At 72.5% G+C, this 24960-nt stretch carries 20 protein-coding genes and 1 pseudogene; 20 read left to right on the top strand and 1 reads right to left on the bottom strand.

The genetic code is table 11. The annotated features are described in order from the left end of the window. The first annotated feature begins 55 nt into the window (after positions 1-55). The 5 genes from ABZ497_RS02940 to ABZ497_RS02920 all read left to right on the top strand — a co-directional run bounded on the left by ABZ497_RS02940 (position 56) and on the right by ABZ497_RS02920 (position 5928). Complete coding sequence (locus tag ABZ497_RS02940) at positions 56-1825, top strand: ABC transporter substrate-binding protein (protein WP_329489695.1); 1770 nt, start codon at positions 56-58, stop codon at positions 1823-1825. Between the two features lie 98 nt (positions 1826-1923). After that, on the top strand, positions 1924-2934 hold the full coding sequence (locus ABZ497_RS02935; RefSeq protein WP_329489696.1) for an ABC transporter permease: 1011 nt from the start codon (positions 1924-1926) through the stop codon (positions 2932-2934). Continuing rightward, the gene (locus tag ABZ497_RS02930; RefSeq protein WP_352295271.1) at positions 2931-3998 is read left to right on the top strand and encodes an ABC transporter ATP-binding protein; all 1068 of its coding nucleotides are present in this window, start codon (positions 2931-2933) and stop codon (positions 3996-3998) included. Before ABZ497_RS02935 ends, ABZ497_RS02930 begins: the two co-directional genes overlap by 4 nt. Before the next feature lie 67 nt (positions 3999-4065). Continuing rightward, positions 4066-5097 (top strand): dipeptide ABC transporter ATP-binding protein, encoded by a 1032-nt coding sequence (locus tag ABZ497_RS02925; RefSeq protein ID WP_359803311.1) that lies wholly within the window; start codon positions 4066-4068, stop codon positions 5095-5097. A gap of 171 nt (positions 5098-5268) precedes the next feature. Then, positions 5269-5928 carry a trimeric intracellular cation channel family protein gene (locus ABZ497_RS02920; protein ID WP_329489698.1) on the top strand — a complete coding sequence of 220 codons (660 nt, stop codon included), beginning with the start codon at positions 5269-5271 and terminating at the stop codon, positions 5926-5928. Here the strand turns inward: ABZ497_RS02920 and ABZ497_RS02915 are convergent. Beyond that, entirely contained in the window at positions 5864-6622 is a 759-nt protein-coding gene (locus tag ABZ497_RS02915) for an IclR family transcriptional regulator (protein ID WP_359803034.1), read from the bottom strand. The two genes, ABZ497_RS02920 and ABZ497_RS02915, sit on opposite strands and share 65 nt — an antisense overlap. 274 nt (positions 6623-6896) lie before the next feature. On the opposite strand from ABZ497_RS02915, the gene ABZ497_RS02910 reads away from it, so the two are divergent. The 15 genes and pseudogenes from ABZ497_RS02910 to ABZ497_RS02840 all read left to right on the top strand — a co-directional run bounded on the left by ABZ497_RS02910 (position 6897) and on the right by ABZ497_RS02840 (position 24561). Then, positions 6897-8084 carry a cysteine desulfurase family protein gene (locus tag ABZ497_RS02910; protein WP_329489700.1) on the top strand — a complete coding sequence of 396 codons (1188 nt, stop codon included), beginning with the start codon at positions 6897-6899 and terminating at the stop codon, positions 8082-8084. A gap of 44 nt (positions 8085-8128) precedes the next feature. After that, positions 8129-9265 (top strand): tRNA 2-thiouridine(34) synthase MnmA, encoded by a 1137-nt coding sequence (gene mnmA / locus ABZ497_RS02905; protein WP_329489701.1) that lies wholly within the window; start codon positions 8129-8131, stop codon positions 9263-9265. A gap of 99 nt (positions 9266-9364) precedes the next feature. Further along, positions 9365-9595 (top strand): annotated as a pseudogene (locus ABZ497_RS02900) (NUDIX hydrolase); the annotation flags it as partial. Positions 9596-9783: 188 nt separating this feature from the next. After that, positions 9784-10341 carry a Uma2 family endonuclease gene (locus ABZ497_RS02895; protein WP_359803031.1) on the top strand — a complete coding sequence of 186 codons (558 nt, stop codon included), beginning with the start codon at positions 9784-9786 and terminating at the stop codon, positions 10339-10341. Between the two features lie 39 nt (positions 10342-10380). Further along, positions 10381-10905, top strand: a complete 525-nt coding sequence (locus ABZ497_RS02890) for a TIGR00730 family Rossman fold protein (RefSeq protein WP_352295281.1) — start codon at positions 10381-10383, stop codon at positions 10903-10905. A 13-nt stretch (positions 10906-10918) separates the two neighbouring features. After that, positions 10919-11608 carry an SDR family oxidoreductase gene (locus tag ABZ497_RS02885; RefSeq protein WP_359803029.1) on the top strand — a complete coding sequence of 230 codons (690 nt, stop codon included), beginning with the start codon at positions 10919-10921 and terminating at the stop codon, positions 11606-11608. A gap of 117 nt (positions 11609-11725) precedes the next feature. After that, a complete protein-coding gene (locus tag ABZ497_RS02880; RefSeq protein ID WP_359803027.1) occupies positions 11726-12754 on the top strand; it encodes a methionine synthase in 1029 nt (342 codons plus the stop codon). A 22-nt stretch (positions 12755-12776) separates the two neighbouring features. Then, positions 12777-15062, top strand: a complete 2286-nt coding sequence (gene ligA, locus ABZ497_RS02875; protein ID WP_359803309.1) for an NAD-dependent DNA ligase LigA — start codon at positions 12777-12779, stop codon at positions 15060-15062. Positions 15063-15371: 309 nt separating this feature from the next. Beyond that, entirely contained in the window at positions 15372-17132 is a 1761-nt protein-coding gene (locus tag ABZ497_RS02870; RefSeq protein WP_329489707.1) for a bifunctional diguanylate cyclase/phosphodiesterase, read from the top strand. A gap of 220 nt (positions 17133-17352) precedes the next feature. Continuing rightward, positions 17353-17649 (top strand): Asp-tRNA(Asn)/Glu-tRNA(Gln) amidotransferase subunit GatC, encoded by a 297-nt coding sequence (gatC, locus tag ABZ497_RS02865; protein ID WP_280719380.1) that lies wholly within the window; start codon positions 17353-17355, stop codon positions 17647-17649. A gap of 3 nt (positions 17650-17652) precedes the next feature. Beyond that, positions 17653-19146: an Asp-tRNA(Asn)/Glu-tRNA(Gln) amidotransferase subunit GatA gene (gene gatA, locus ABZ497_RS02860; RefSeq protein WP_329489708.1), complete on the top strand. Its 1494-nt coding sequence runs from the start codon at positions 17653-17655 to the stop codon at positions 19144-19146. Continuing rightward, positions 19143-19382, top strand: a complete 240-nt coding sequence (locus ABZ497_RS02855) for a hypothetical protein (protein ID WP_329489709.1) — start codon at positions 19143-19145, stop codon at positions 19380-19382. Before gatA ends, ABZ497_RS02855 begins: the two co-directional genes overlap by 4 nt. A gap of 80 nt (positions 19383-19462) precedes the next feature. Continuing rightward, positions 19463-20974, top strand: coding sequence for an Asp-tRNA(Asn)/Glu-tRNA(Gln) amidotransferase subunit GatB (gatB, locus tag ABZ497_RS02850; protein ID WP_329489710.1), 1512 nt, complete (start codon positions 19463-19465; stop codon positions 20972-20974). 258 nt (positions 20975-21232) lie between these two features. Continuing rightward, on the top strand, positions 21233-21391 hold the full coding sequence (locus ABZ497_RS02845) for a hypothetical protein (RefSeq protein WP_329489711.1): 159 nt from the start codon (positions 21233-21235) through the stop codon (positions 21389-21391). Between the two features lie 119 nt (positions 21392-21510). Further along, on the top strand, positions 21511-24561 hold the full coding sequence (locus ABZ497_RS02840; protein WP_359803023.1) for an AAA family ATPase: 3051 nt from the start codon (positions 21511-21513) through the stop codon (positions 24559-24561). The last annotated feature ends 399 nt before the right edge of the window (positions 24562-24960 follow it).

Genomic DNA, 24960 nt, shown 5'->3' with positions numbered 1-24960 from the left:
CATCACGTCAGGACCCTCCGATCCGCCACCACTTCCTCAAGGGGTTGATCTCACCATGCGTAGGTCCCGTACCGTCGGACTGACCGCAGTGGCCGCCGCCGCTGTCCTGGTCGTCACCGGGTGTACCTCCGGTTCATCCAAGAGCGGGGGCGACTCGTCGTCCTCCGCCGCGTCCGGCGGCGGCGCCGACGCGGCCACCAAGGGCATCGTCAACGCCTCGGACAAGAAGGGCGGGACGGTCACCTACGAGATGAAGGGCACGCCGGACTCGCTCGACCCCGGCAACACGTACTACGCCTACATCTACAACTTCTCGCGCCTGTACGGGCGTCCGCTGACCACCTTCGCGCCGGGCCCCGGCGACGAGGGCAACAAGCTCGTCCCGGACCTCGCCGAGTCCATGGGCCAGCCCAGCGCGGACGGCCTGACCTGGACGTACAAGCTGCGCGCCGGCCTGAAGTACGAGGACGGCAGCGCGATCACGTCCAAGGACGTGAAGTACGCCGTGGAGCGCTCCAACTTCGCGCCGGACGTGTTCTCCAACGGTCCGACGTACTTCAAGGACCTCCTGGTCGACAACCCGACCCCGTACGCGGGCCCGTACAAGGACGCGGCCGGCGACCTCAAGTCCATCGAGACGCCGGACGACCTGACCGTCGTCTTCCACCTGAAGCACGCCTTCGCGGACTTCGACTACCTGGTCTCTGCCCCGCAGACCGTCCCGGTCCCCAAGGACAAGGACAAGGGCGCCGACTACGTCAAGCACCCGATGGCCTCGGGCTCCTACAAGTTCGAGTCCTACGAGGACGGCAAGCAGCTCACCCTGGTGCCGAACACCAGCTGGGACGCGAGCACCGACACGATCCGCAAGCAGCTCGCGGACAAGATCGTGCTCAAGATGAACATCGAGCAGTCCACCATCGACAAGGACCTGCTGGCCGGCAACGCCCAGGTGGACCTCGTCGGCGGCGGCGTCGACCCGCAGACCCAGGCGCAGATCCTGCAGAACCCGAAGCTGAAGGCCAAGACGGACAACGCCTACGGCGGCCGCCTGGTCTACACCGCGATCGACAGCCAGGTCGCGCCGTTCGACAACGTCGAGTGCCGCAAGGCCGTGCAGTACGCGATCGACAAGGTCTCGGTGCAGACCGCGGTCGGCGGCCCGATCCGCGGCCAGATCGCCAACTCCGTCCTGCCGGCGGACATCCCCGGTCACCAGGACATCAACCTGTACGAGACCAAGGACAACAAGGGCGACGAGGCCAAGGCCAAGGAAGCCCTCAAGGCCTGCGGCAAGGAGGGCGGCTTCAACACCGTCCTGAGCGCCCGGACCGAGCGCGCCACCGAGATCGCCGCCGCGACCTCGATCCAGGCCGCGCTGAAGAAGGTCGGCATCAACGCCGAGATCCAGCAGTACCCGCAGGGCAAGTACCTCTCCGACAACGTCGGCGTGCCGGCGAAGAACAAGGAGAAGAACATCGGCCTGATGATGATGCAGTGGGGCGCCGACTGGCCGACCGGCTACGGCTTCCTGCAGCAGATCGTCGACGGCCGCGCCATCAAGGAGGCCGGTAACAGCAACCTGGCCTCGCTGAACGACCCGGCGATCAACAAGCTGCTCGACGACGCCGCCGTCAACACCGACAAGGCGGCCCGCGAGAAGATCTACGCGGAGATCGACAAGAAGGTCATGGAGCAGGCGGTCTACGTCCCGCTGACCTACTTCAAGGTGTTCCTGTACCGCTCGGACACCGCCACCAACGTCGTCTCCACCTCGGCCTTCTCGGGTGAGTACGACTACCTGAACATCGGTACGACCAAGTAAGAGCCTGGCTCCGTATCCCTGAAGGCAGGTGAAGGCAGCGGCGCCCGCCGCCGTCCGGAAGATCCCGGACGGCGGCGGGCCGCCGGAGCCGACCAACTGTGTTTGCCTACATCCTCCGCAGGACGCTCGCGGCCGTGGTGCTGCTGCTGGTGGTCAGCGCGGTCACCTTCGCGATCTTCTTCCTGCTGCCGCGCCTGGCCGGTGAGACCACCGACCAGCTGGCCACGCAGTACATCGGGAAGAACCCGTCCCCCGAGGCGGTCGCGGCGGTCAAGAAGAACCTCGGCTTCGACCAGCCGATCTACGTCCAGTACGGGCGCTTCCTGAAGGCGCTCGTCACCGGGGCCGAGTACAAGTTCGGCCCGGACGCCGCCACCTGCCACGTGCCCTGCTTCGGCTACTCCTTCAAGAACCACCTGGAGGTCTGGCCCGAGCTGACCAAGCGCATCCCGATCACGCTGTCGCTGGCCATCGGCGCCGCCGTGCTCTGGCTGGTCTCCGGCGTCACCACCGGTGTCATCTCCGCGCTCAAGCCGAAGTCGATCTTCGACCGGCTCTCCATGGGTGTCGCGCTGGCCGGTGTCTCGCTGCCGGTCTTCTTCACCGGTGCGCTGCTGCTCACGCTCTTCAGCTACGAGTGGCCGATCCTCGACAACCTCCAGTACGTCAACTTCACCGACGACCCGCTGATGTGGGCCCGCAACCTGATCCTCCCGTGGATCTCGCTGGCCTTCCTCTACTCCGCGCTCTACGCCCGGCTCACCCGCGCCGGCATGCTGGAGACGATGAGCGAGGACTACATCCGCACCGCCCGGGCCAAGGGCCTGGCCGAGCGCAAGGTGGTCGTGAAGCACGGGCTGCGCTCCGCGCTCACCCCGGTCGTCACCATCTTCGGCATGGACCTCGGTCTGCTGCTCGGCGGTGCGCTGATCACCGAACAGGTCTTCTCGCTCCAGGGCGTCGGCGCCTTCGCCGTCTCGGCGATCTCCGACAACGACCTGCCGAAGATCCTCGGCGTCACGCTGCTCGCCGCCTTCTTCATCGTCCTCTGCAACCTCGTGGTTGACCTCCTGTACGCCGCTGTCGACCCCCGGGTGAGGCTGTCGTGACCGAGCTCCAGAAGACCCCGGCGCCGGTGGCCGCCGCGACCGGGGACCCGTTCCTCTCGGTCCGGGACCTGCGGATCCACTTCGACACCGACGACGGCCTGGTCCGCTCGGTGGACGGGGTCAGCTTCGACCTGCACAAGGGGAAGACCCTCGGGATCGTCGGCGAGTCCGGCTCCGGCAAGTCGGTCACCTCGCTCGGCATCATGGGCCTGCACCGCTCCAAGCGGGCCCGGATCAGCGGCGAGATCCACCTGGACGGCGAGGAGCTGGTCGCGGCCGGCCCCGAGCGGGTCCGCCAGCTGCGCGGCCGCGAGATGGCGATGATCTTCCAGGACCCGCTGACCGCGATGCACCCCTACTACACCGTCGGGGCGCAGATCATCGAGGCCTACCGGGTGCACCACCCGCAGGCGACCAAGAAGCAGGCCCGGGCCCGCGCGGTCGAGATGCTCGACCGGGTCGGCATCCCGCAGCCCGACCGCCGGGTGGACGACTACCCGCACCAGTTCTCCGGCGGCATGCGCCAGCGCGCCATGATCGCGATGGCCCTGGTCAACGACCCGTCGCTGCTGATCGCCGACGAGCCCACCACCGCGCTGGACGTCACCGTCCAGGCGCAGATCCTGGACCTCATCCGGGACCTCCAGGAGGAGTTCGGCTCGGCCGTCATCGTCATCACCCACGACCTCGGGGTGGTCGCCGAACTCGCCGACGACATCCTGGTCATGTACGGCGGCAAGTGCGTCGAGCGCGGCCCCGCCGAGACCCTCTTCGACGCGCCCCAGCACCCCTACACCTGGGGCCTGCTGGGCTCGATGCCGCGTCTCGACCGTGAGCTCCAGGAGCGGCTCGTCCCGGTGAAGGGCACCCCGCCCAGCCTGATCAACGTGCCGTCCGGCTGCGCCTTCCACCCGCGCTGCCCGTACGCCGGGCTGACCGGCGGGCGCTCGGCCGACGAGGTCCCCGTCCTGACCGAGGCAGCGCCCGGGCACCACGCGGCCTGCCACCTCGCCGCCGCCGACCGGCGCCGCATCTTCACCGAAGAGATCGCGCCCCGGCTGTGAGCCCGGTTTCGTACCACCATTCTGGAGAGAACCGATGACGGACACTCAGGCGGCGGCCCCCGAGCCCATGAAGAAGGTGCCCGCGCCCGCGCCCGCGCCCGCCCCCGACCGCGAGCCGCTGCTCCGGGTGACCGGCCTGACCCGGCACTTCCCGATCAAGGGCGGTCTGCTGCGCCGCAACGCCGGGGCGGTCCGGGCCGTCGACGGCATCGACTTCACCGTCAACGCGGGGGAGACCCTGGGTGTCGTCGGCGAGTCCGGCTGCGGCAAGTCGACGATGGGCCGGCTGGTCACCCGTCTCGACGAGCCCACCGGCGGGAAGGTCGAGTTCGAGGGCACCGACATCACCCACCTGGGCACGGGTGCGATGCGGCCGCTCCGGCGCGACATCCAGATGATCTTCCAGGACCCGTACTCCTCGCTGAACCCCCGGCACACCGTCGGCACCATCGTCGGCGCGCCGTTCCGGCTGCAGAAGGTGCAGACCGAGGGCGGCGTCAAGAAGGCCGTCCAGGAGCTGCTGGAGCTGTGCGGGCTCAGCCCCGAGCACTACAACCGCTACCCGCACGAGTTCTCCGGCGGCCAGCGCCAGCGCATCGGCATCGCCCGGGCGCTCGCCCTGCGGCCCAAGATGGTCATCGCGGACGAGCCCGTCTCCGCCCTCGACGTCTCCATCCAGGCGCAGGTGGTCAACCTGCTGGACGACCTCCAGCGCGAGCTGGGCCTGACCTACCTGATCATCGCGCACGACCTCTCGGTGGTCCGGCACGTCTCCGACCGGGTCGCGGTGATGTACCTCGGCAAGATCGTCGAGATCGCCGACCGGGACTCGCTCTACGCGTCCCCGATGCACCCGTACACCACCGCGCTGATGTCCGCGGTGCCGGTGCCGGACCCGCGCCGCCGGCAGCGCCGCGAGCGGATCCTGCTCAGGGGCGACGTGCCCTCGCCGATCAACCCGCCGTCCGGCTGCCGGTTCCGCACCCGCTGCTGGAAGGCGCAGGAGGTCTGCGCGGTCCAGGAGCCGCCGCTGGCGGCGCTGAAGACCGGGCACCAGGTGGCGTGTCACTTCCCGGAGCGGAGCGAGGGGAACGACTAGCGGGGTCCGGAGAACAGTCCGGCCGGCGGCGAGAAGGTGCTCGCCACCGCGTGACGGTCCGCGCCCCTCTGCGCCCCTCTGCACGCCATCGGCCGTCACGTGCTGTGACGGCCGATGGCGCGGCCGTGACGGTCGGCCGAGCGCGGTGCCCGGGGGGTCCATAGTTGTCCGGTGACATCGCAGATCTTCCCCTCCGACGTGCAGCAGAGCCTGGACCTGGTCGGCATCTTCGTCTTCGCCCTCTCCGGAGGGCTGCTGGCCGTGCGCAAGAACATGGACATCTTCGGGATCTGTGTGCTGGCGGAGGTGACCGCGCTGGGGGGCGGGGTCATGCGCGACCTCGTCATCGGGGCCACCCCGGTGGCGGCCTTCTCCAACCTCGGCTACTTCAGCACGCCGCTGGCGGCCGGCCTGGTGGTCTTCTTCCTGCACCCGGAGGTCGAGCGGATCAACCGCGCGGTGCAGACCCTGGACGCGCTCGGCCTCGGGCTGTTCTGCGTCACCGGTACGGCCAAGGCGCACGACTACGGCCTCGGCGCGGTGGCCGCGATGGCGCTCGGCATGGTGACGGCGGCCGGCGGCGGCGTGATGCGCGACATGCTCGCCGGGGAGATCCCCTCGCTGCTGCGCTGGGACCGCGAGATCTACGCCGTCCCGGCCCTGGTCGGCTCGGCCCTCGTGGTGATCCTGATCGGCCTCGACCGGCTCACCGCGCTCACCGGGACGGCGGCCGCGCTGACCGCCTTCGGTCTGCGGATGCTCGCCCTCAAGTACGGCTGGCGCGCACCGCGGGCCTGGCACCGCAACGGTTCTCGCACCAGCGAGGAGTAGGCGAGCCCCCGTACGCCAGCGAGATCGCCTCGGCGGTGCAGAGCAGCTCGGGCAGCAGCCGGACCAGTTCGGCCGGCGGGACCCGGTCGGTCGGGGCGCTGACCGCGCAGGCGGCGACCGGCCGCCCGGCGCTGCCGGCCACCGGGGCCGCCACGCAGGCCACCGCCTCCCGGTGCTCGGCCGACTCGGCCGCCCAGCCCTGGCGGCGGACGGCGGCCAGCTCGGGAGGCAGCTCGTCCTCGCCGGCCCCGTCGTCGGGCAGACCGGCCAGCAGGACCCGGCCGATCGCGGTGCCGGCCGCCGGGGCGCGCCGCCCGATCCGGGTCGGCCGGGCGGTGTCGCTCCCCGTCCAGCGGCCGACCAGCTCGTCCAGGTAGAGGACCTCGCCGTCCTGGAGCACGGCCAGCTGGACGGTCAGTCCGCAGCGCCGGTGGAGGGCGGCCAGGTAGGGCGCGGCGATCTGGCGGACGTCGATCTCCTCCAGCGCCCGGTGGGCGAGCGAGAGGACGCGGCCGCCGAGCCGGTAGCGCCGGTCGGACTGGCGGTGGACGAAGCCGTGCTCCTCCAGCGTGCGCAGCAGCCGCAGGGCCGTGGACTTGTGCACCCCGATGCTGGTGGCGGCCTGGTCGAGGGTGACCGGCCCGTCGCCGAGGGACCCGAGGAGGGTGAGGGCGCGGTCGACCGACTGCGACATGGCGCCCCCAGTCCTGATCCGGTCCGGCCGATTTGCGGTGCCCGACAGGCTAACCGTTCGGCCCGGCGGGAGACCAACGAGCCCCCGGCCGTCCCGGCTTGGCCGCCGGCGGCCAAGCCGGTGCCCGGCGCCGCGGGTGGCGGGGGAGCGCCGGCCGGATGGCGGGCGGGTAGCGGACGGTTGGCCGGATCGGGGCGTTCGCGAGCGCTGCGCGGCGGCCGGATCCGCCGGGTGGCCCGAGCGTCGCGCGGTGGCCCTCTACAATCGGATGGTTATGCCATACCTGGACCATGCGGCGACCACGCCGATGCTGCCCGAGGCGATCGCCGCGATGACCGCGCACCTGGGGGTCGTCGGCAACGCCTCCTCCCTGCACGCGTCCGGCCGCCGGGCCCGCCGCGTGGTCGAGGAGTCCCGCGAGTCGCTGGCGGAGTCGCTCGGCGCCCGCCCCAGCGAGATCGTCCTCACCGGCGGCGGCACCGAGTCCGACAACCTGGCCGTCAAGGGCCTGTACTGGGCCCGGCGGGGGGCCGACCCGGCCCGGACCCGGGTGCTGTGCAGCCCGGTCGAGCACCACGCGGTGCTCGACGCGGTGCACTGGCTCTCCGAGCACGAGGGCGCCCGGGTCGACTACCTCCCGGTGGACGGCTACGGCCGGGTCCACCCGGCGGCGTTGCGCGAGGCGATCGAGCGGGACCCGGCCTCCGTCGCGCTGGTCACCGTGATGTGGGCCAACAACGAGGTCGGCACCATCCAACCGGTCACCGAACTCGCCGCGGTGGCGGCCGAGTTCGGCATTCCGATGCACGCCGACGCGGTCCAGGCGCTCGGTCAGGTGCCGGTCTCCTTCGCGGAGTCCGGGCTGACCGCACTCACCGTCACCGGCCACAAGGTCGGCGGTCCGTACGGCGTCGGCGCCCTGCTGCTGTCGCGCGGGGCCACGCCCGTCCCGCTGCTGCACGGCGGCGGCCAGGAGCGGGACGTCCGCTCCGGCACGCTGGACGCGCCGGCCACCGCGGGCTTCGCGGCCGCCGCCGCGCTCGCCGTCGAGCGGCGGGACGAGCACGCGGCGGTGCTCGGCGCGCTGCGCGACGAACTGGTCGCCTCGGTCCTGGCCGGCGTCCCGGACGCGGTCCTCAACGGCGACCCGACGACGCAGGGGCGGCTGCCCGCCAACGCGCACTTCTCCTTCCCCGGCTGCGAGGGCGACGCGCTGCTGATGCTGCTCGACGCCCAGGGCATCGAGTGCTCGACCGGCTCGGCCTGCTCGGCGGGGGTGCCGCAGCCCAGCCACGTCCTGCTGGCGATGGGCGTGGACCCGCTGCTGGCCCGCGCCTCACTGCGGTTCTCACTCGGCCACACCTCCACCCGGGAGGACGTCACCGCGCTCGCCGGAGCCATCGCCCCGGTCGTCCAGCGGGCCCGCAACGCGGGGCTGGCGGCGGCCGCGCGCGCCCGGTAAACCCGGCCGGGCCTCCGCCGCGACCACGTACTCTTGTGGGCATCATGACTGACTTCCCCGGTGCCCCGACCGCCCCGTCCACTGGCCGCCTGCGTGTGCTCGCGGCGATGTCCGGCGGGGTGGACTCCGCCGTCGCCGCCGCCCGCGCGGCCGAAGCGGGGCACGAGGTGACCGGCGTGCACCTGGCGCTCTCCGCCAACCCGCAGTCCTTCCGCACCGGCGCCCGCGGCTGCTGCACCATCGAGGACTCCCGCGACGCCCGCCGGGCGGCCGACGTGATCGGCATCCCGTTCTACGTCTGGGACCTCGCCGAGCGGTTCCGCGAGGACGTCATCGACGACTTCGTCGCCGAGTACGCGGCCGGCCGCACCCCCAACCCCTGCCTGCGCTGCAACGAGAAGATCAAGTTCGCCGCGCTGCTGGACAAGGCGATCGCGCTCGGCTTCGACGCCGTCTGCACCGGCCACTACGCCCGGATCGTCGACCTCCCGGACGGCCGCCGCGAGCTGCACCGCGCCGTCGACGCCGCCAAGGACCAGTCCTACGTGCTGGGCGTGCTCGACGCCGACCAGCTCGCCCACTCGCTCTTCCCGCTGGGCGACACCACCAAGGACGTCATCCGCGAGGAGGCCGAGCGCCGCGGCCTGGCCGTCGCGAAGAAGCCGGACAGCCACGACATCTGCTTCATCGCGGACGGCGACACCCAGGGCTTCCTGGCCAAGCACCTCGGCCGGGCCCCCGGCGACATCGTCGACGCGGACGGCACCAAGCTCGGCGAGCACGACGGCGCCTACGGCTTCACCATCGGCCAGCGCAAGGGCCTGCGGATCGGCCGCCCGGCCGCCGACGGCAAGCCCCGCTACGTGCTCGACATCTCCCCGGTGAACAACACCGTCACCGTCGGCCCCGTCGAGGGCCTGGACGTGACGGCCCTGACCGCGATCCGCCCGCGCTGGTGCGGGGCCGAGGCCGCGGCCGACGGCCGCTACACCGCCCAGCTCCGCGCCCACGGCGAGGAGGTCCCGGTCACGGCCGCCATGGTCGACGGCGAACTCCACGTCACCCTGGACACCCCCGCCCGCGGCATCGCCCCCGGCCAGGCCGTCGTCCTCTACGACACCACCCGCGTCGTCGGCTCCGCCACCATCGCCACCACCCACCGCCGCCCGGTCACGGCCTGACACGGGTCCTCCCGGTCGGAGCGTGCCGTGTGGGCCGCTGTATCAGCGGCACACACGGAAGACCAGTACGAGCGCGGCTGTGACGAGGTGCACCAGGGCGGGGTCTACAAGAACGTGAACCGCGGAATCGTCGCCCTGGTCTTCCGCTGCCGTCCCGAGGGCGGGTCCGAGCGGGTGTCGGACGAGTCGACCGCCGTCGACTGGCTCACGCCGGCCGAGGTGTCCGCCCGGATGGCCGAGGTCTACGCCGTGCGCCTACTGGATGCACTCCGGGACGACCGGGCACCCGCCGTCCGCACCCACGACCGTCGGCGGCTGCTCGGCGGGTGAGGCGCTGACCGGAACCGGATACGACCAGCCCGGCGCCTTCCCGTTCCCGGTGGGAGCGTCGGCCGCGGGTCCCCGGGGTGCGTCATAGTGGACGGAGCCGCACGGGTGGTGCGGCCCGCCGGTGATTCGACGACCCGGGCTCCGGGGAGCGGCCGGCGATGCCCGTGGCGCCTTGCGGAGAGGACGGCATGACCTTCTACGAGCAGCACCGCGACTTCGTCGAGGAGCTGGAGCGGATCGCTCCCGAGGGCGTTCGGATCGAATGGTCCGGGGACACGCTGATCATGCAGGCGTCACCCTCGAACATCCACCAGCTCAACGTCGCGCAGGTGCGCAGGCAGTTCGAGCGGCACGCCCCCGACGGCTACCTCCCCAGTGAGCGGAGCGAGATCGTCAGCCCGGACGTCTCCAAGGGGCGCGAGCCGGACCTGACCTACCTGCCCGAGGAGGCTCTCTCCCAGCCGGGCAACAAGGCCCCCGCCGGGGAGGCCCTGATCGCCGTGGAGATCGTCTCGCCCTCCAACCCGGGCAACGACTGGATGGACAAGCTGCACGACTACGCCGTGATGCGCATCCCGCTGTACCTGATCGTGGACCCGCGGCAGCAGACGGTGACGCTGTTCTCCGAGCCGGACCACGACCGGTACCACACGCGCAGTGACCGGAAATTCGGCGACGAGATCGGCATCCCGGAGCCCTTCGGCTTCACGCTGGGCCTGTCCGAGCTCGTCCCGTACAAGGACTGACCGTGCGCGTCGGCGGGGCGTGATAGACCAGTCAGCATTATGAACATCACTGTCTTCTGCTCCGCGTACTCGCTCGACGAGCGGTACTCCGCACCTGCCGCCGAATTCGCCCGTCTGCTCGGGGAGGGCGGGCACACCCTGGTGTGGGGCGGCTCCAACGCCGGGCTGATGGGGCTGCTGGCCGACGGGGTGAAGGCGGCCGGCGGCAAGCTGGTCGGGGTGCTGGTCGAACTGCTCCGGCACAAGGGCTACGAGGGCGCCGACGAGCTGGTGATGACCCTGGACCTCGCCGAGCGCAAGGCGCAGCTGCTGATGCGCGCGGACGCCGTCGTCGTGCTGGTCGGCGGCCTCGGCACGCTGGACGAGGTGACCGAGGTGCTGGAGCTCAAGAAGCACGCGCTGCACGACAAGCCGGTGATCGTCCTGGACACCGAGGGCTTCTACGCGGGCCTGCGCACCCAGCTGGAGCGGATGGACACGGAGGGTTTCCTGCCGCGGCCGCTCGGCGAGCTGATCACCTTCGCCGACACCCCCGCCCAGGTCTTCGAGCAGCTCAAGGCCTGAGAGGATCGGGACCATGGCTGCACATCTGATCACGGGCGCCGGCTCCGGCATCGGCGCCGTCCTCGCCGAGCGCCTCGCCGAACGCGGGGACGACCTCTGGCTGCTGGCCCGCGACGCCCGCCGGGCCGCGCAGTTGCGCGAGCGCTTCCCCGGGGCGCAGACCCTGGTCGGCGACCTCGGTACGCCGGCCAAGCTCTCCTGGGCCTTCGGCCACCAGGCGCTGCCGGCGGAACTCGACTCGCTGCTGCACGTGGCGGGCGTCGTCGAGCTGGGCCAGGTCGGTGAACTGCCGGTCAAGGCCTGGCAGGACACCCTGAACGTGAACCTGGTCGCGCCCGCCGAGCTGACCCGCCTGATGCTGCCCTCGCTGCGGCTGGTCAAGGGCCACGTGGTGTTCGTGAACTCCGGCGCGGGGCTCACCGCGCACGCCGACTGGTCGGCGTACGCGGCGAGCAAGCACGGCCTGAAGGCGCTCGCGGACTCGCTGCGCCACGAGGAGCACGCCGCCGGCGTCCGGGTCACCTCGGTCTACCCGGGCCGCACCGCGACCGCGATGCAGGTCAAGGTGCACCAGCAGGAGGGCCGGGAGTACGACGCCGACCGCTTCATCGCGCCCGAGTCGGTGGCGAAGGCGGTCCTGGCCGCGCTCGACGCCTCCCGCGACGCGGAGATCACCGAGATCACCGTCCGCCCCGGGAAGTGAGCCCCGGGAAGTGAGGCCGGGAAGTGAGCCCCGGGGACGTGGGTTCGCCGGCCCGAGCCCGGGCGTGGGAGGTCGGCCGGTCCGACTTCCCACGCCGGGCGCACTAGGCTCGGGCGAGTGAGCAACGGACACTCTTTCCCCGACCTGCGCGGCGCCGCCACCGGCGTCGGATCGCTGCCCGGCACCGACGCGCGGGAGGCCGCCAGGACGGCCACCGGGGCGCTGGAGCAGCTGCCGTTCCTGCCCGAGCTGCCCGCCCGCGGGCCGGGCGCCGACATGATCGGGCGCAGCGCCGGCCTGCTGGTCGAGCTGTTCGCGCAGACCGAACCCAGCGGCTGGCGCTTCACCGACCGCCCCGGCCGCGACACCCGGCGGGCCCGTGCCTGGCTGGGCGAGGACCTGGACGCCCTGGAGGAGTTCACCCAGGGCTACCAGGGCGCGCTCAAGGTGCAGGCCGTCGGCCCGTGGACGCTGGCCGCCTCTATCGAGCTCAAGCACGGCGAGAAGGCGCTCGCCGACCCCGGTGCCCGCCGGGACATCGCCGGCTCGCTCACCGAGGGGCTGCGCCGCCACCTCGACGAGGTCCGCCGCCGGATCCCCGGCGCGGCGGTGGTGCTCCAGCTCGACGAGCCCTCGCTGCCCGCGGTGCTGACCGGCGGGGTGAGGACCGCCAGCGGCTTCCAGCGGCTGCGCTCGGTGGACCGCCAGGTCGCCGAGGAGGCGCTGCGCGAGGTGATCCGCGGCGTCGACGTACCGGTGGTGGTGCACTGCTGCGCCCCGGACGTCCCGATCCCGCTGCTGCGCCGGGCCGGTGTGGCCGGAGTCTCCCTGGACTTCTCGCTGTTGACGGAACGTGAGGACGAGCAGCTCGGCGAGGCGATCGAGGCGGGCACCGTGATCCTCGCCGGCGTGGTGCCGCCCACCGACGGAGCTCCCGCTCAATCAACGGCACTGTCCGACCCGGCCGGTAGTGTCCAGGGTGTCAGGACGTTGTGGCGCAGGCTCGGGTTCGCCCCGGAGCTGCTGGGCCGCCGTGTGCTGGTGACGCCCACCTGCGGGCTGGCCGGGGCCTCTCCGGCCCACGCGCGCAAGGCGCTGTCACTCAGTGTGAGGGCGGCCCAGAGCCTGGTGGACAACCCGGAATGAGAACGTAGGAGGGCTTGCGGTGGTGGCTGTCGAGGGCTGGGAGGAGATCCCGGCGGAGGTCCGCGGGCGGCACGCCGAGCTGGCGGCCGAGATCGAGGACCACCGCGCCCGCTACTACGAGCAGGACGCGCCGGTCGTCACCGATGCCGAGTTCGACGCGCTGATGCGCGAGCTGGAGGCGCTGGAGGCCGGGCACCCGGCCCTGCGCACCCCCGACTCGCCGACCCAGAAGGTCGGCGGCGCCGTCACCGAGCAGTTCGCGGCCGTCGAGCACCGCGAGCGGCTGCTCAGCCTGGACAACGCGATGGACGACGACGAGCTGGCCGCCTGGGCCGAGCGGGTCGCCACCGAGCTGGCCGGCATCGAGTACCACTACCTCTGCGAGCTCAAGGTGGACGGCCTGGCCGTCAACCTCACCTACGAGAACGGCCAGTTGGTGCAGGCCGCGACCCGCGGCGACGGCCGGGTCGGCGAGGACATCACCGCCAACGTCCGCACCATCAAGGAGATCCCGCACCGGCTCAAGGGCGACGACGTCCCCGCGCTGGTGGAGATCCGCGGCGAGGTCTACTTCCCCACCGACGCCTTCGAGGCGCTCAACGCCTCCTTCGCCGAGGAGAACGAGCGCCGCCGGCAGGAGAACGAGGAGCGCGCCAAGGAGGGCAAGCGGCCCCGGGCGATGATCCGGCTGTTCATGAACCCGCGCAACGCGGCCGCCGGTTCGCTGCGCCAGAAGGACCCGCACATCACCGCGTCCCGCCCGCTGCACATGGTGGTGCACGGCATCGGCGCCCGGGTCGGCTTCGACATCGACAACCAGTCGCACGCCTACCGGCTGCTGCACGACTGGGGCCTGCCCACGGCCCGGCACAACAAGGTGGTCGGCACGCTGGCCGAGGTCCGCGCCTTCATCGAGCACTTCGGCGCGCAGCGGCACTCGGTCGAGCACGAGATCGACGGCGTCGTGGTCAAGGTGGACGAGATCGCCCTCCAGGGCCGGCTCGGCGCGACCTCGAAGTCCCCGCGCTGGGCGATCGCCTGGAAGTACCCGCCGGAGGAGGTCACCGGCAAGCTCGCCGCGATCAAGGTCGGCATCGGCCGCACCGGCCGGGCCACCCCGTACGCGGTGCTGGCGGAGCCGGTGAAGGTGGCCGGCTCGATGGTGCAGTACGCGACGCTGCACAACCAGCAGATCGTCAAGGCCAAGGACGTCATGCTGGGCGACACCGTGGTGCTCCGCAAGGCCGGTGACGTCATCCCCGAGATCCTCGGCCCGGTGTACGACCTGCGGGACGGCACCGAGCAGGAGTTCGTGATGCCCTCGCACTGCCACGAGTGCGGCGCCGAGCTGCGCCCGATGGCGGAGGGCGACATCGACCTGCGGTGCCCCAACGCGCAGTTCTGCCCGGCCCAGATCCGCGAGCGGATCGCCTTCCTGGGCGGCCGGTCCGCGCTGGACATCGAGGGGCTGGGCTACGTCGCGGCGACGGCGCTGACCCAGCCGCTGGAGCCGGCCGAGGCGCCGGTCCGGGACGAGGGCGACATCTTCCGCCTCACCACCGAGCAGCTGCTGCCGATCAGGGTGCTGGTCCGCGACCCGAAGACCGGCCTGCCGAAGCTCGACGACGAGACCGGCGAGGAGAAGGAGGTCTTCTTCTTCGCGACCACCACGGGCGCGGCCAAGAAGAACACCGGCCTGATGCTCGACAACATCGACCTGGCCAGGGAGCGCCCCCTCTGGCGCTTCCTCAACGGCCTGTCGATTCGGCACGTCGGCCCGGTCGCCGCGCAGGCGCTGGCCAGGGAGTTCCGTGACCTCGACCGGATCTTCGCGGCCAGCCAGGAGGAGCTGGCCGCCACCGAGGGGGTCGGTCCCGGTACGGCGCGCTCGATCGCCGAGTGGTACCAGGAGGAGTGGCACCGGGAGATCCTGGAGAAGTGGCGCGCGGCCGGGGTCCGCTTCACCGAGGAGGCCGGCGAGGAGCAGGGCGAGCGTCCGCTGGAGGGGCTGACGGTGGTGGTCACCGGCACGCTGGCCGGGCACACCCGGGACGGCGCCAAGGAGGCGCTGACCTCGCGCGGAGCGAAGGTGACCGGATCGGTGTCGAAGAAGACCGATTTCGTGGTCGCCGGTGACAATCCCGGTTCCAAGTTCGACAAGGCCGTTCAGCTCGGGCTGCCGGTCCTGGACGACGAGGGCTTCACGGTGCTGCTGGAGCAGGGGCCGGACGCGGCTCGCAGGCACCTGGGCCTGCCCGAACCGGAGGCCGTCGCCGGGGCCGCCGAGGAGCCCCCCGCCGAGGGGTGACCCGAACTCGGAGCCACCGAGTCCGTCTTGTTATCGTCCTGATGCGCCGTCACCGGGTGCCGCGCGGTGAAAGCGGGCATTGTGTCACTGTGCGGCACCGGAACGCGGTGGCGCGCTCCCGGTTGTCCGAAAGTCTGCCCGCCGGGTGGACCCCGGAATACCCTGGAGCGCAACAGAGTGTCAGCAGGGGTGGGGGCACCGGCTGAGCCGGTCTCCGCGGGGTCGCTCATGCCCGGCAGCTGCCGGCACCGGTACGGTGCCTCACCGTAAGGCGGCCTGACGGGGCGGGCCCGACGGAGGACAGGGCTTATGGATCGTACGACCGGCGGTGCGCCCACACGCCCGCCGCAGGGAGTGGCGGGTGCGGTCCTGCTGCTCGGAGTCCTGCTGGCCGGCGCCGCACCGCTCATCCCGCTGGCCGTCCTGGTCTACCGCTACGAGCCCGAGCTGCTGCCGCTGTTCGCGGTGCCGCTGGCCGTGCTGGTCGCGGCCTGGCGGATCGCCCGGGACCGCGCCCGTGACCAGCTCACCGACCCGCTGACGGACCTGCCCAACCGCCAGGCCCTCTTACTGGCCGCCCAGGAGGCCATCGCCGAGCACGAGCAGGGCTACAGCGTCGGGCTGATCCTGCTCGACCTCGACCGGTTCAGGTCGCTCAACGACACGCTCGGCCACACCGCCGGCGACCGGCTGCTGGTGCACATCGCCCGCCGGCTGCACCGCGCCCTGCGCTCCGGCGCGTCCGGCGGAGCGGGACGGGAGACGATCGACGACGTCTTCGCCGGGATGCCCCGGGACTACCGGCGCGGCCGCCCGATGGTGGCCCGGATGGGCGGCGACGAGTTCGCCGTGCTGCTGCCCGGCGTCGGCTGCCCCAACACCCTGGAGCGGGTCGCCAAGGCGCTGATCGCCGAGCTGGCCGCACCGATCCGGCTGGACGGGCTGCTGCTCGTCCTGGAGGCCAGCGCCGGCGTCTGCGTCTACCCGCAGCACGCCCAGGACGCCGAGTCGCTGCTGCGCCGCGCCGACGTGGCGATGGGCCACGCCCAGCGCGGCTGCACCTCCGTCGAACAGTACGACGAGGCCCAGGACGCCGACACGCCGTACCGGATCGGGCTGCTCGGCGATCTGCGGCGGGCGCTGGAGACCGGCGAGGTGCAGCTGCACTACCAGCCCAAGGTGGCCTTCGACGGCCGGGTGGTCGGGCTGGAGGCGCTGCTGCGCTGGGACCGGCCCGGCCAGGGCAAGGTCTCGCCGGACGAGTTCGTCGGGCTCGCGGAGTCCAGCGGCCTGATGCCCCGGCTGACCGACTACGTCCTGGAGGCGGCCGTCGGCCAGCTCGCCTCCTGGCGCGAGCAGGGCCTCCAGGTGCAGGTCGCGGTGAACGTCTCGCCGCGCGACGTGCTGAACCCGGGCTTCGCCCAGCGGGTCGCCGGGCACCTCGTCCGCCACCAGGTGCCGGCCCACGCGCTCCAGCTGGAGATCACCGAGCGGCTGCTGCTGGACGACTCCCGGCGGGCCGCCGACACCCTGGCCGAGCTGCGCGGCTACGGCGTCGGGATGTCCCTGGACGACTTCGGGACGGGCCACTCCTCGCTGGTGCGGCTGCGCAGCCTGCCGGTCGGCGAGTTGAAGATCGACCGCTCCTTCGTCTCCCGGATGGTCGCCGACGACCACGACGCGGCCGTGGTCCGCTGCTCGGTGGAGCTGGCCCACTCGCTGGGCCTGACCGTGGTGGCCGAGGGCGTGGAGGACGACGAGACCTGGGAGCGGCTGCACCGGATGGGCGTGGACGCCGTCCAGGGCTGGCTGGTCTCGGCGGCGCTGCCGGCCGAGCAGGCCACCGCCTGGCTCCGGGTGCACCGCACCGGCGCCCCGCCGGTCGAGCGGTTCGGCCCGGCGGGTCAACTGCCGCGGGTGATCCAGCCGGTGGTCAAGCCGGGAATCCAGCCGGTGCTGCCGCCGGTCATCCCGCCGGTGCTGCCGCCGGTGGTCCAGGCGGTGTCGGCAGCCCAGTTGGAGGTCCAGGCGCAGGGCACGCCGAGGTGGGTCCCGACGAGCCCGCAGTAGGGCGTCCGCGGCGGTCGCCGGCCCGGTCCCGGAGCGGGGCCGGGGCAGGGTGACCGCCCCGCGGGGTTACTCGTTGGCCGGTGGCCGGGCCGGGCCCCATAGGATGGGGTCCACAGACCAAGAGGACGGGAGCGCCGAGCCGGCTGCTCCTGCCCGGGCCCGGCACCGCCTGAGCGCGGCGCCGGGTCTCACCAGAACTCACACCCCTGAGGATCGCCGCATGCCTGGCATCACGCGCGAGGAGGTCGCCCACCTCGCTCGGCTGTCGCGTCTTGAGTTGCAGGCCGAAGAGCTGGACCACTTCGCCGAGCAGCTCGACGTGATCATCGGCGCGGTCGCGCGCGTTTCCGAGGTCGCCGGACAGGACGTCCCGCCGACCTCCCACCCCCTCCCGCTGACCAACGTCATGCGGGCGGACGTGGTGCGACCGTCGCTCACCCCGGAGCAGGCGCTGTCCGGCGCCCCCGCCGCCGAGGAGCAGCGTTTCCGTGTGCCGCAGATCCTCGGGGAGGACTGACCGATGACCGACCTGATCCGTTACACCGCGGCCGAGACCGCGAGCGCCATCGCCAAGGGCGAGGTCTCCGCCGTCGAGGTCGCCCAGGCGCACCTGGACCGCATCGGCGCCGTCGACAAGAAGGTCAACGCCTTCCTGCACGTCGACACCGAGGGCGCGCTGGACGCCGCCAGGGCCGTCGACGAGAAGCGCGCCAAGGGCGAGGAGCTGGGCCCGCTGGCCGGCGTCCCGCTCGCGCTGAAGGACGTCTTCACCACCAAGGGCGTGCCGACCACCTGCGGGTCCAAGATCCTCGAAGGCTGGATCCCGCCGTACGACGCCACCCTGACCTCGCGTCTCAAGGACGCGGGCGTGGTGATCCTCGGCAAGACCAACATGGACGAGTTCGCGATGGGCTCCTCCACCGAGAACTCGGCCTACGGCCCCACCGGCAACCCGTGGGACCTCAGCCGGATCCCCGGCGGCTCCGGCGGTGGCTCGGCCGCCGCGCTGGCCGCCTTCGAGGCCCCGCTGGCCATCGGCACCGACACCGGCGGCTCGATCCGCCAGCCCGGCGCCGTCACCGGCACCGTCGGCGTGAAGCCCACCTACGGGTCGGTCTCCCGCTACGGCCTGGTCGCGTTCTCCTCCTCGCTGGACCAGGGCGGTCCGTGCGCCCGCACCGTGCTCGACGCGGCGCTGCTGCACGAGGCGATCGCCGGCCACGACCCGCTGGACTCCACCTCGATCGACGCGCCCGTCCCGGCCGTGGTCGAGGCCGCCAAGCTGCGCGACGTGCGCGGCATGCGGATCGGCGTGGTCAAGGAGTTCGCCGGCGAGGGTTACCAGGCCGGCGTCATGCAGAGGTTCAACGAGTCCGTCGAGCTGCTGCGCGAGCTGGGCGCGGAGGTCGTCGAGGTCTCCTGCCCGTCGTTCACCCTGGCGCTGCCCGCGTACTACCTGATCGCGCCCAGCGAGGCCTCGTCCAACCTGGCCCGCTTCGACGCGATGCGCTACGGCCTGCGGGTCGGCGACGACGGCACCCGCTCGGCCGAGGACGTCACCGCCCTCACCCGCGAGGCCGGCTTCGGCCCCGAGGTGAAGCGCCGGATCATCCTCGGCACCTACGCCCTCTCCTCGGGCTACTACGACGCCTACTACGGCTCGGCCCAGAAGGTGCGCACGCTCATCTCGCGCGACTTCGACACCGCCTTCGCCGGCGTGGACGTGCTGGTCTCACCGACCACGCCGACCACCGCCTTCCCGATCGGCGAGCGCGCCGACGACCCGATGGCGATGTACCTGGCCGACCTCTGCACGATTCCGTCGAACCTCGCGGGCAACGCGGCCATGTCGCTGCCCTGCGGGCTGGCGCCGGAGGACAATCTCCCGGTCGGCCTGCAGATCATCGCACCCGCGATGGCGGACGACCGCCTGTACCGCGTGGGCGGCGCCGTCGAGGCCGCACTCAACGACAAGTGGGGGCACACCCTGCTGGAGGAGGCACCGGCACTGTGAGCAAGCTCGAAAAGGCGAAGGGCTTCAAGCACTCCAAGCCCGGCCTGTGGCTGTCCATCGGCACCAGCACGTTCGGCGCGGTCTCGATCGTCAAGGACATCCGGAAGGCGCGCGGCGAGAGCGACACGCTCAAGCTGATCAACGCCCTGGTCGGGGCGGCGGCGCTGGTCACCGGCACCGCCCTGCTGGTGCGCGAGTTGCGCCGGCTCGGCGACGACGACGTGCTGCTGGGCTGAGAACGCCCTCGGCCCGGCCGCGCACCCGACCGTGCGCGGCCGGGCCCGTACCTCCACAGACTTTTAGCGAAGGGGACGCTGTGAGCGTCATGAACCTGGTCTCCTACGAGGACGCTCTCGCGTCGTACGACCCGGTGATGGGCCTTGAGGTCCACGTCGAGCTGGGTACCAAGACCAAGATGTTCTGCGGGTGCTCGACCGAACTGGGTGCCGAGCCGAACAGCCAGGTCTGCCCGACCTGTCTGGGCCTGCCCGGCTCGCTGCCGGTGGTCAACGCCATCGGCGTCGAGTCGGCGATCAAGATCGGCCTGGCGCTGAACTGCGAGATCGCCGAGTGGTGCCGGTTCGCCCGGAAGAACTACTTCTACCCGGACATGCCGAAGAACTTCCAGACCTCGCAGTACGACGAGCCGATCGCCTTCAACGGCTACCTCGACGTGCAGCTGGAGGACGGCTCGACCTTCCGGGTGGAGATCGAGCGCGCCCACATGGAGGAGGACACCGGCAAGTCCAGCCACGTCGGCGGCGCGACCGGCCGGATCCACGGCGCCACGCACTCGCTGCTCGACTACAACCGGGCCGGCATCCCGCTGATCGAGATCGTCACCAAGCCGATCGAGGGCGCCGGCGAGCGGGCCCCCGAGGTCGCCAAGGCGTACGTCGCCGAGCTGCGTGAGCTGATCAAGGCGCTGGGCGTCTCCGAGGCCCGGATGGACAAGGGCCAGATGCGCTGCGACGTCAACCTGTCGCTGCGCCCCAACGGCACCGAGAAGTTCGGCACCCGCTCCGAGACCAAGAACGTCAACTCGCTGCGCAGCGTCGAGCGGGCCGCCCGGTTCGAGATCCAGCGGCACGCCACGGTGCTGGGCGACGGCGGCACGATCGTCCAGGAGACCCGGCACTTCCACGAGGAGGACGGCAGCACCACCGCCGGCCGGATCAAGGACAACGCCGAGGACTACCGCTACTTCCCCGAGCCGGACCTGGTGCCGATCGCGCCGTCCCGCGCCTGGGTGGAGGAGCTGCGCGCCGGTCTGCCCGAGCTGCCGCGGGTGCGCCGGGCCCGGCTGCAGGCCGAGTGGGGCCTGACCGACAAGGACATGCAGTCGGTGCTGAACGCCGGCGCGGTCGAGCCGATCCTGGAGACCATCGCCGCGGGCGCCCCGGCCGACCAGGCCCGCAAGTGGTGGATGGGCGAGCTGGCCCGGCGGGCCAACGAGACCGGCACCGAGCTGAGCGAGCAGCCGATCACCCCGGCGCAGGTCGCCCGGGTGACCGCGCTGGTCGCCGAGGGCAAGCTGAACGACAAGCTGGCCCGCCAGGTCATCGAGGCCGTGCTGGCCGGTGAGGGCGAGCCGGACGAGGTCGTCGAGAAGCGCGGCCTGGCCGTCGTCTCGGACGACTCCGCGCTCGGCGCGGCCGTCGACGAGGCCATCGCCGGCAACGAGGCGATCGCCGCCAAGATCCGCGACGGCAAGGTCGCCGCGGTGGGCGCGCTCGTCGGCGCGGTCATGAAGGCCACCCGCGGGCAGGCCGACGCGGCCCGGGTGAAGGACCTCATCCTGGCGAAGCTCGGCGTGGAAGGGCAGTAGGCACTACCTGGAGAAGCTCGGTGCCGACCGGATCCGACCACGGTTTCTAAGGCATCTAAGGCTTTCTAAGGTGCCTTAGTGCGCTCAGGGCCCGGATCCACCCCCTAAGTGGGGTGGATCCGGGCCTTTGCCGTTCCCGGCCGCCCGACCTAAGGCGCAGGCCGCCCGGAACATCGGGCAAGGTGCCGATGTGGCGCACCCCCCTGGGGGAGGAGGCTTTACCTCAGAACGAGAGAGACCACCACGAGGGGAAACACCGTGTTCGAGTACGAGCTCATCCAGCACCAGGTGCGGGAACTCCACGCCCAGGCCGACCACCAGCGCCTGGTCCGCGAGGCCAAGGGCGACCGCCGCGGCCTGCGCCGACTGCCCGCCGTCCGCTCCGAGCGGCGCGCCGCGCGTCTGCGCGAGTGCTGACGGGTCGACACCCGGCCGGGGCCGGGACGGAGATGGAAGGGGAGGTGCGATCCAGCGCCTCCCCTTCCGGGCGTCCGAGGGGCGGGATAACCGATCGGCCCGGCCCGGACGGTTATGGCATGCTCGCCTCCATGCAGCAGATATCGGTGAGTCCCGTCTTCGTCGGCCGCGGCACCGAGATCACCGAACTGGGCGAGGCGCTGCGGCGGGCCGGGGAGGGGAAGCCGCAGACCGTCCTGATCGGCGGCGAGGCGGGCGTCGGCAAGACCAGGCTGCTGGAGGAGTTCCTCGACCGGTGCTGCGCGGACGAGGGCGTGGTCACCACCGTCGGCGGCTGTCTGGAGGTCGGCGCCGAGGGGCTGCCGTACGCGCCGCTGGCCACCGCGCTGCGCCGGCTGCACCGGGGGCTGGGCGCCGAGCTGGAGGCCGCCGCGGCCGGCAGCGAGGGCCACCTCGCCCGGCTGCTGCCCGACTTCGGCGAGGCCGACGGCGAACCCAACGACGAGTACGGCCGGGCCCGGCTGTTCGAGCACACCGCGAGGCTGTTCGAGCGGCTCGGCACGGACCGTACCCTCGTGCTCGCGGTCGAGGACCTGCACTGGTCCGACCGTTCGACCCGGGAGCTCTTCACCTACCTGGTCCGCACCCTGCACCGGGCCCGCGTGCTGCTGGTGGCCACCTACCGCACCGACGACCTGCACCGCCGCCACCCGCTGCGGCCCTTCCTCGCCGAGCTGGAGCGGCTGCGCACCGTCCAGCGGATGGAGCTGGAGCGGTTCGGCCCGGGCGAGGTGGCCGAGCAGCTGGCCGGCATCCTCGGCACCGCCGACCCCGACCGGCAGCTGGTCGACCGGATCCACCGCCGCTCCGAGGGCAACCCGTTCTTCGTCGAGGAGCTCGCCACCTCCTTCCAGTCCGGCTGCTCGGCCGGGCTCACCGACTCGCTGCGGGACATCCTGCTGGTCCGGGTCGAGGCGCTGGACGAGGAGACCCAGCGGGTGCTGCGGATCGCCGCCGAGGGCGGCTCCTACGTCGAGCACGCGCTGCTGGCCGCGGTGCTGGACGACGAGGAGGAGCTGATCGAGTCGCTGCGCGCGGCCGTCGGCGCCAACATCCTGCGCCCGGACACCGACGGGGACGGCTACCGGTTCCGGCACGCCCTCGTCCGCGAGGCGGTCTCGGACGACCTGCTGCCCGGCGAGCGGCACCGGATCAACCGCCGCTTCGCCACCGCCCTGGAGCAGCAGCCGCACCTGGTCGGCTGCGACGTCCGGCCGGCCCGGCTGGCCAACTACTGGTACCACGCGCACGATCCGGTCCGGGCCCTGCCGAGCGCCCTGGACGCCGCCCGGGCGGCCCGCCGGCGCAACGCCTTCGCCGAGCAGCTGCGGATGCTGGAGCGCGCCCTGGAGCTGTGGGACGAGGTCTCCGAGGACGTCCTGGCGCACACCCTGCGCCCCTACGACTGGGCCGAGACCTACCCGCCCTGCTCCTGCGACGCGGACACCCACGACGGCGACTGCGAGCGGCTGCAACTGGTCGACGTCCTCGCCGAGGCGGTGGTCGCGGCCCGGCGCAGCGGGGACCGCGAGCGCGGGCTGAGCCTCTCCCGGCGGGCGCTGAAGCTGGTCGACGAGAACCGCGACCCGGCCCGGGCCGCCTGGTTCCGGATGAACCGGGCCCGGATGTTCGGCCACCTCAACCGCTCCAAGGACCAGGACGAGGCGGCCTACGCCCGGCGGCTGGTCGAGCACCTGCCGCCCTCCGCGGTGCAGGCCGAGGTGTTCGCGCTGAGCGCCGGCATCGCCATGCTCAACAACCCGACCGGCGAGAGCGTCGAACTCGCCGAGCGGGCCGCGGCGATCGCCCGCCAGGTCGGCGCGCACGCCGTCGAGCAGCACGCCCGGATGACGCTCGGCACGCTCCGCCACGACCTGGGCAACGACCCCGAGGCCGCCGTCACCGAGCTGACCGAGGCGCTCGCCGCCACCCGTGGGCTCGGCGTCCCCGACCTGATGCTCCGCGGCCTCAACAACCTGGCCAGCCTGCTGCAGTCGCTCGGCCGCGCGGAGGAGGCGGTGGCGCTCGCCCGCGAGGGGCTGGAGACGGCGGACGGCACCGGCCTGCTGCGCAACATCGGCACCCTGCTGCTCGGCAACCTCGCCGAGGCGCTGCTCGACCTGGGCCGGACCGGGGAGGCGGCCGAGCTGCTGGCCGGCGCCGAGCGGACCCAGTACCCGGGCAGCCACGCCGAGTTCCTCGACCGGCTGCGGGGCGAGCTGGCCCTGCTGCGCGGGGACCTCCCGGCGGCGGCCGGCATGCTGGCCCAGGCCCGGGCCTCGGACCGGGTCTGCCAGGTCCAGCACTCGGTGCCGATCTCCCGGCTCGCGGTGCTGATCGCCGCCCGCGGCGGGCGGCCGCTGGAGGCGCGGGCCGAACTGCTCGCGGTGATCGGGGGCCCCGTCCCGGCCGGGAACGAGGCCGCGCTCTACCCGCTGCTGATCGACGGAGCCGCGGCCGAGGCCGACGGCCGGGGCCTGCCGGAGGCCGATCCGGGCCGGCCCGCGGTGCTGGCCAGGATCGCCGAGGTGGCCGCCGGGCTGACTCCCAAGGCGCCGCTGCACCACGGCTGGGCGCGCCTGCTGGAGGCCGAACTGGCCCGGGCCGAGGGCCTGGACACCCCGGTGCAGTGGGCCGTCGCCGTCGAGGCGCTGCGGCCGGCCGGGCTGCCCGGCCCGCTGGCGGCGGCCCTGCTGCGGGCCGGCGAGGCCGGGGTGCTGGCCGGCGACCGGGAGGCCGGGGCGGCCCTGCTCCGCGAGGCCCGGACGCTGGCCCGGGCCCGGTCGGACAGCGCGCTGCTGGCCGAGATCAACGGCCTGGCCGAGCGGGCCGGTCTGGCGCTGACCGCCCGTGCGGCGAGGGCCGTCGCGGTGCCCGCGGTCGGCGACTCCTTCGGGCTCACCCCCCGTGAGCGGGACGTGCTCCGGTTGCTCGCCCGGGGCCGTACCAACCGGCAGATCGCGGAGGAGCTGTACATCTCGCCGAAGACCGCGAGCGTGCACGTCTCCAACATCCTCGGCAAGCTCGCGGTGGCCGGCCGGGGCGAGGCCGCCGCACTGGCGCACCGCCTGCGGCTCTTCCCGGACGAGCCGGCGCTGGCCGGCCGCTGACCCGCACGCTCGCCGGTGACCACCGGCCGGACCTGCCCGGACCGGCCGGTGGTCGCCGGACCCCGCCGCGTGCTCCCGTGCGCGCCGCGTGAGCCCCCGCCCGCACGCCCCCGCCAACCGGCCTGATCCGGCGGAATCGGGTGCATTTCACCACCCCTTCACCATTACTCTAAGTTGAGTGTGCGTGTCATTGAGTGACCGAAGTGGTGTAGGGTCCCGAGTGGGAACATCGGTGCGGTGCGTCGGCCGGCAGGCCGCCCACCCCCTGGGCCATCGCCCTGACGGGGCGCCTGGTCACCGCGTACGGCCATCAGGTGCGCGGCCGGTGGCCCGTGGCCGGGGCGCCAGGCTCCGGGCCGGAGGGGGAGAGGCCGAGTGAGCTCCACCGATGCGGTGCTG

It is taken from the genome of Kitasatospora sp. NPDC005751, from assembly GCF_040630835.1.
In the GTDB taxonomy this organism is placed as follows: Bacteria; Actinomycetota; Actinomycetes; order Streptomycetales; family Streptomycetaceae; genus Kitasatospora.
The sequence above is the reverse complement of the archived record's forward strand: the minus strand, read 5'-3'. Positions and strand labels throughout refer to the sequence as shown.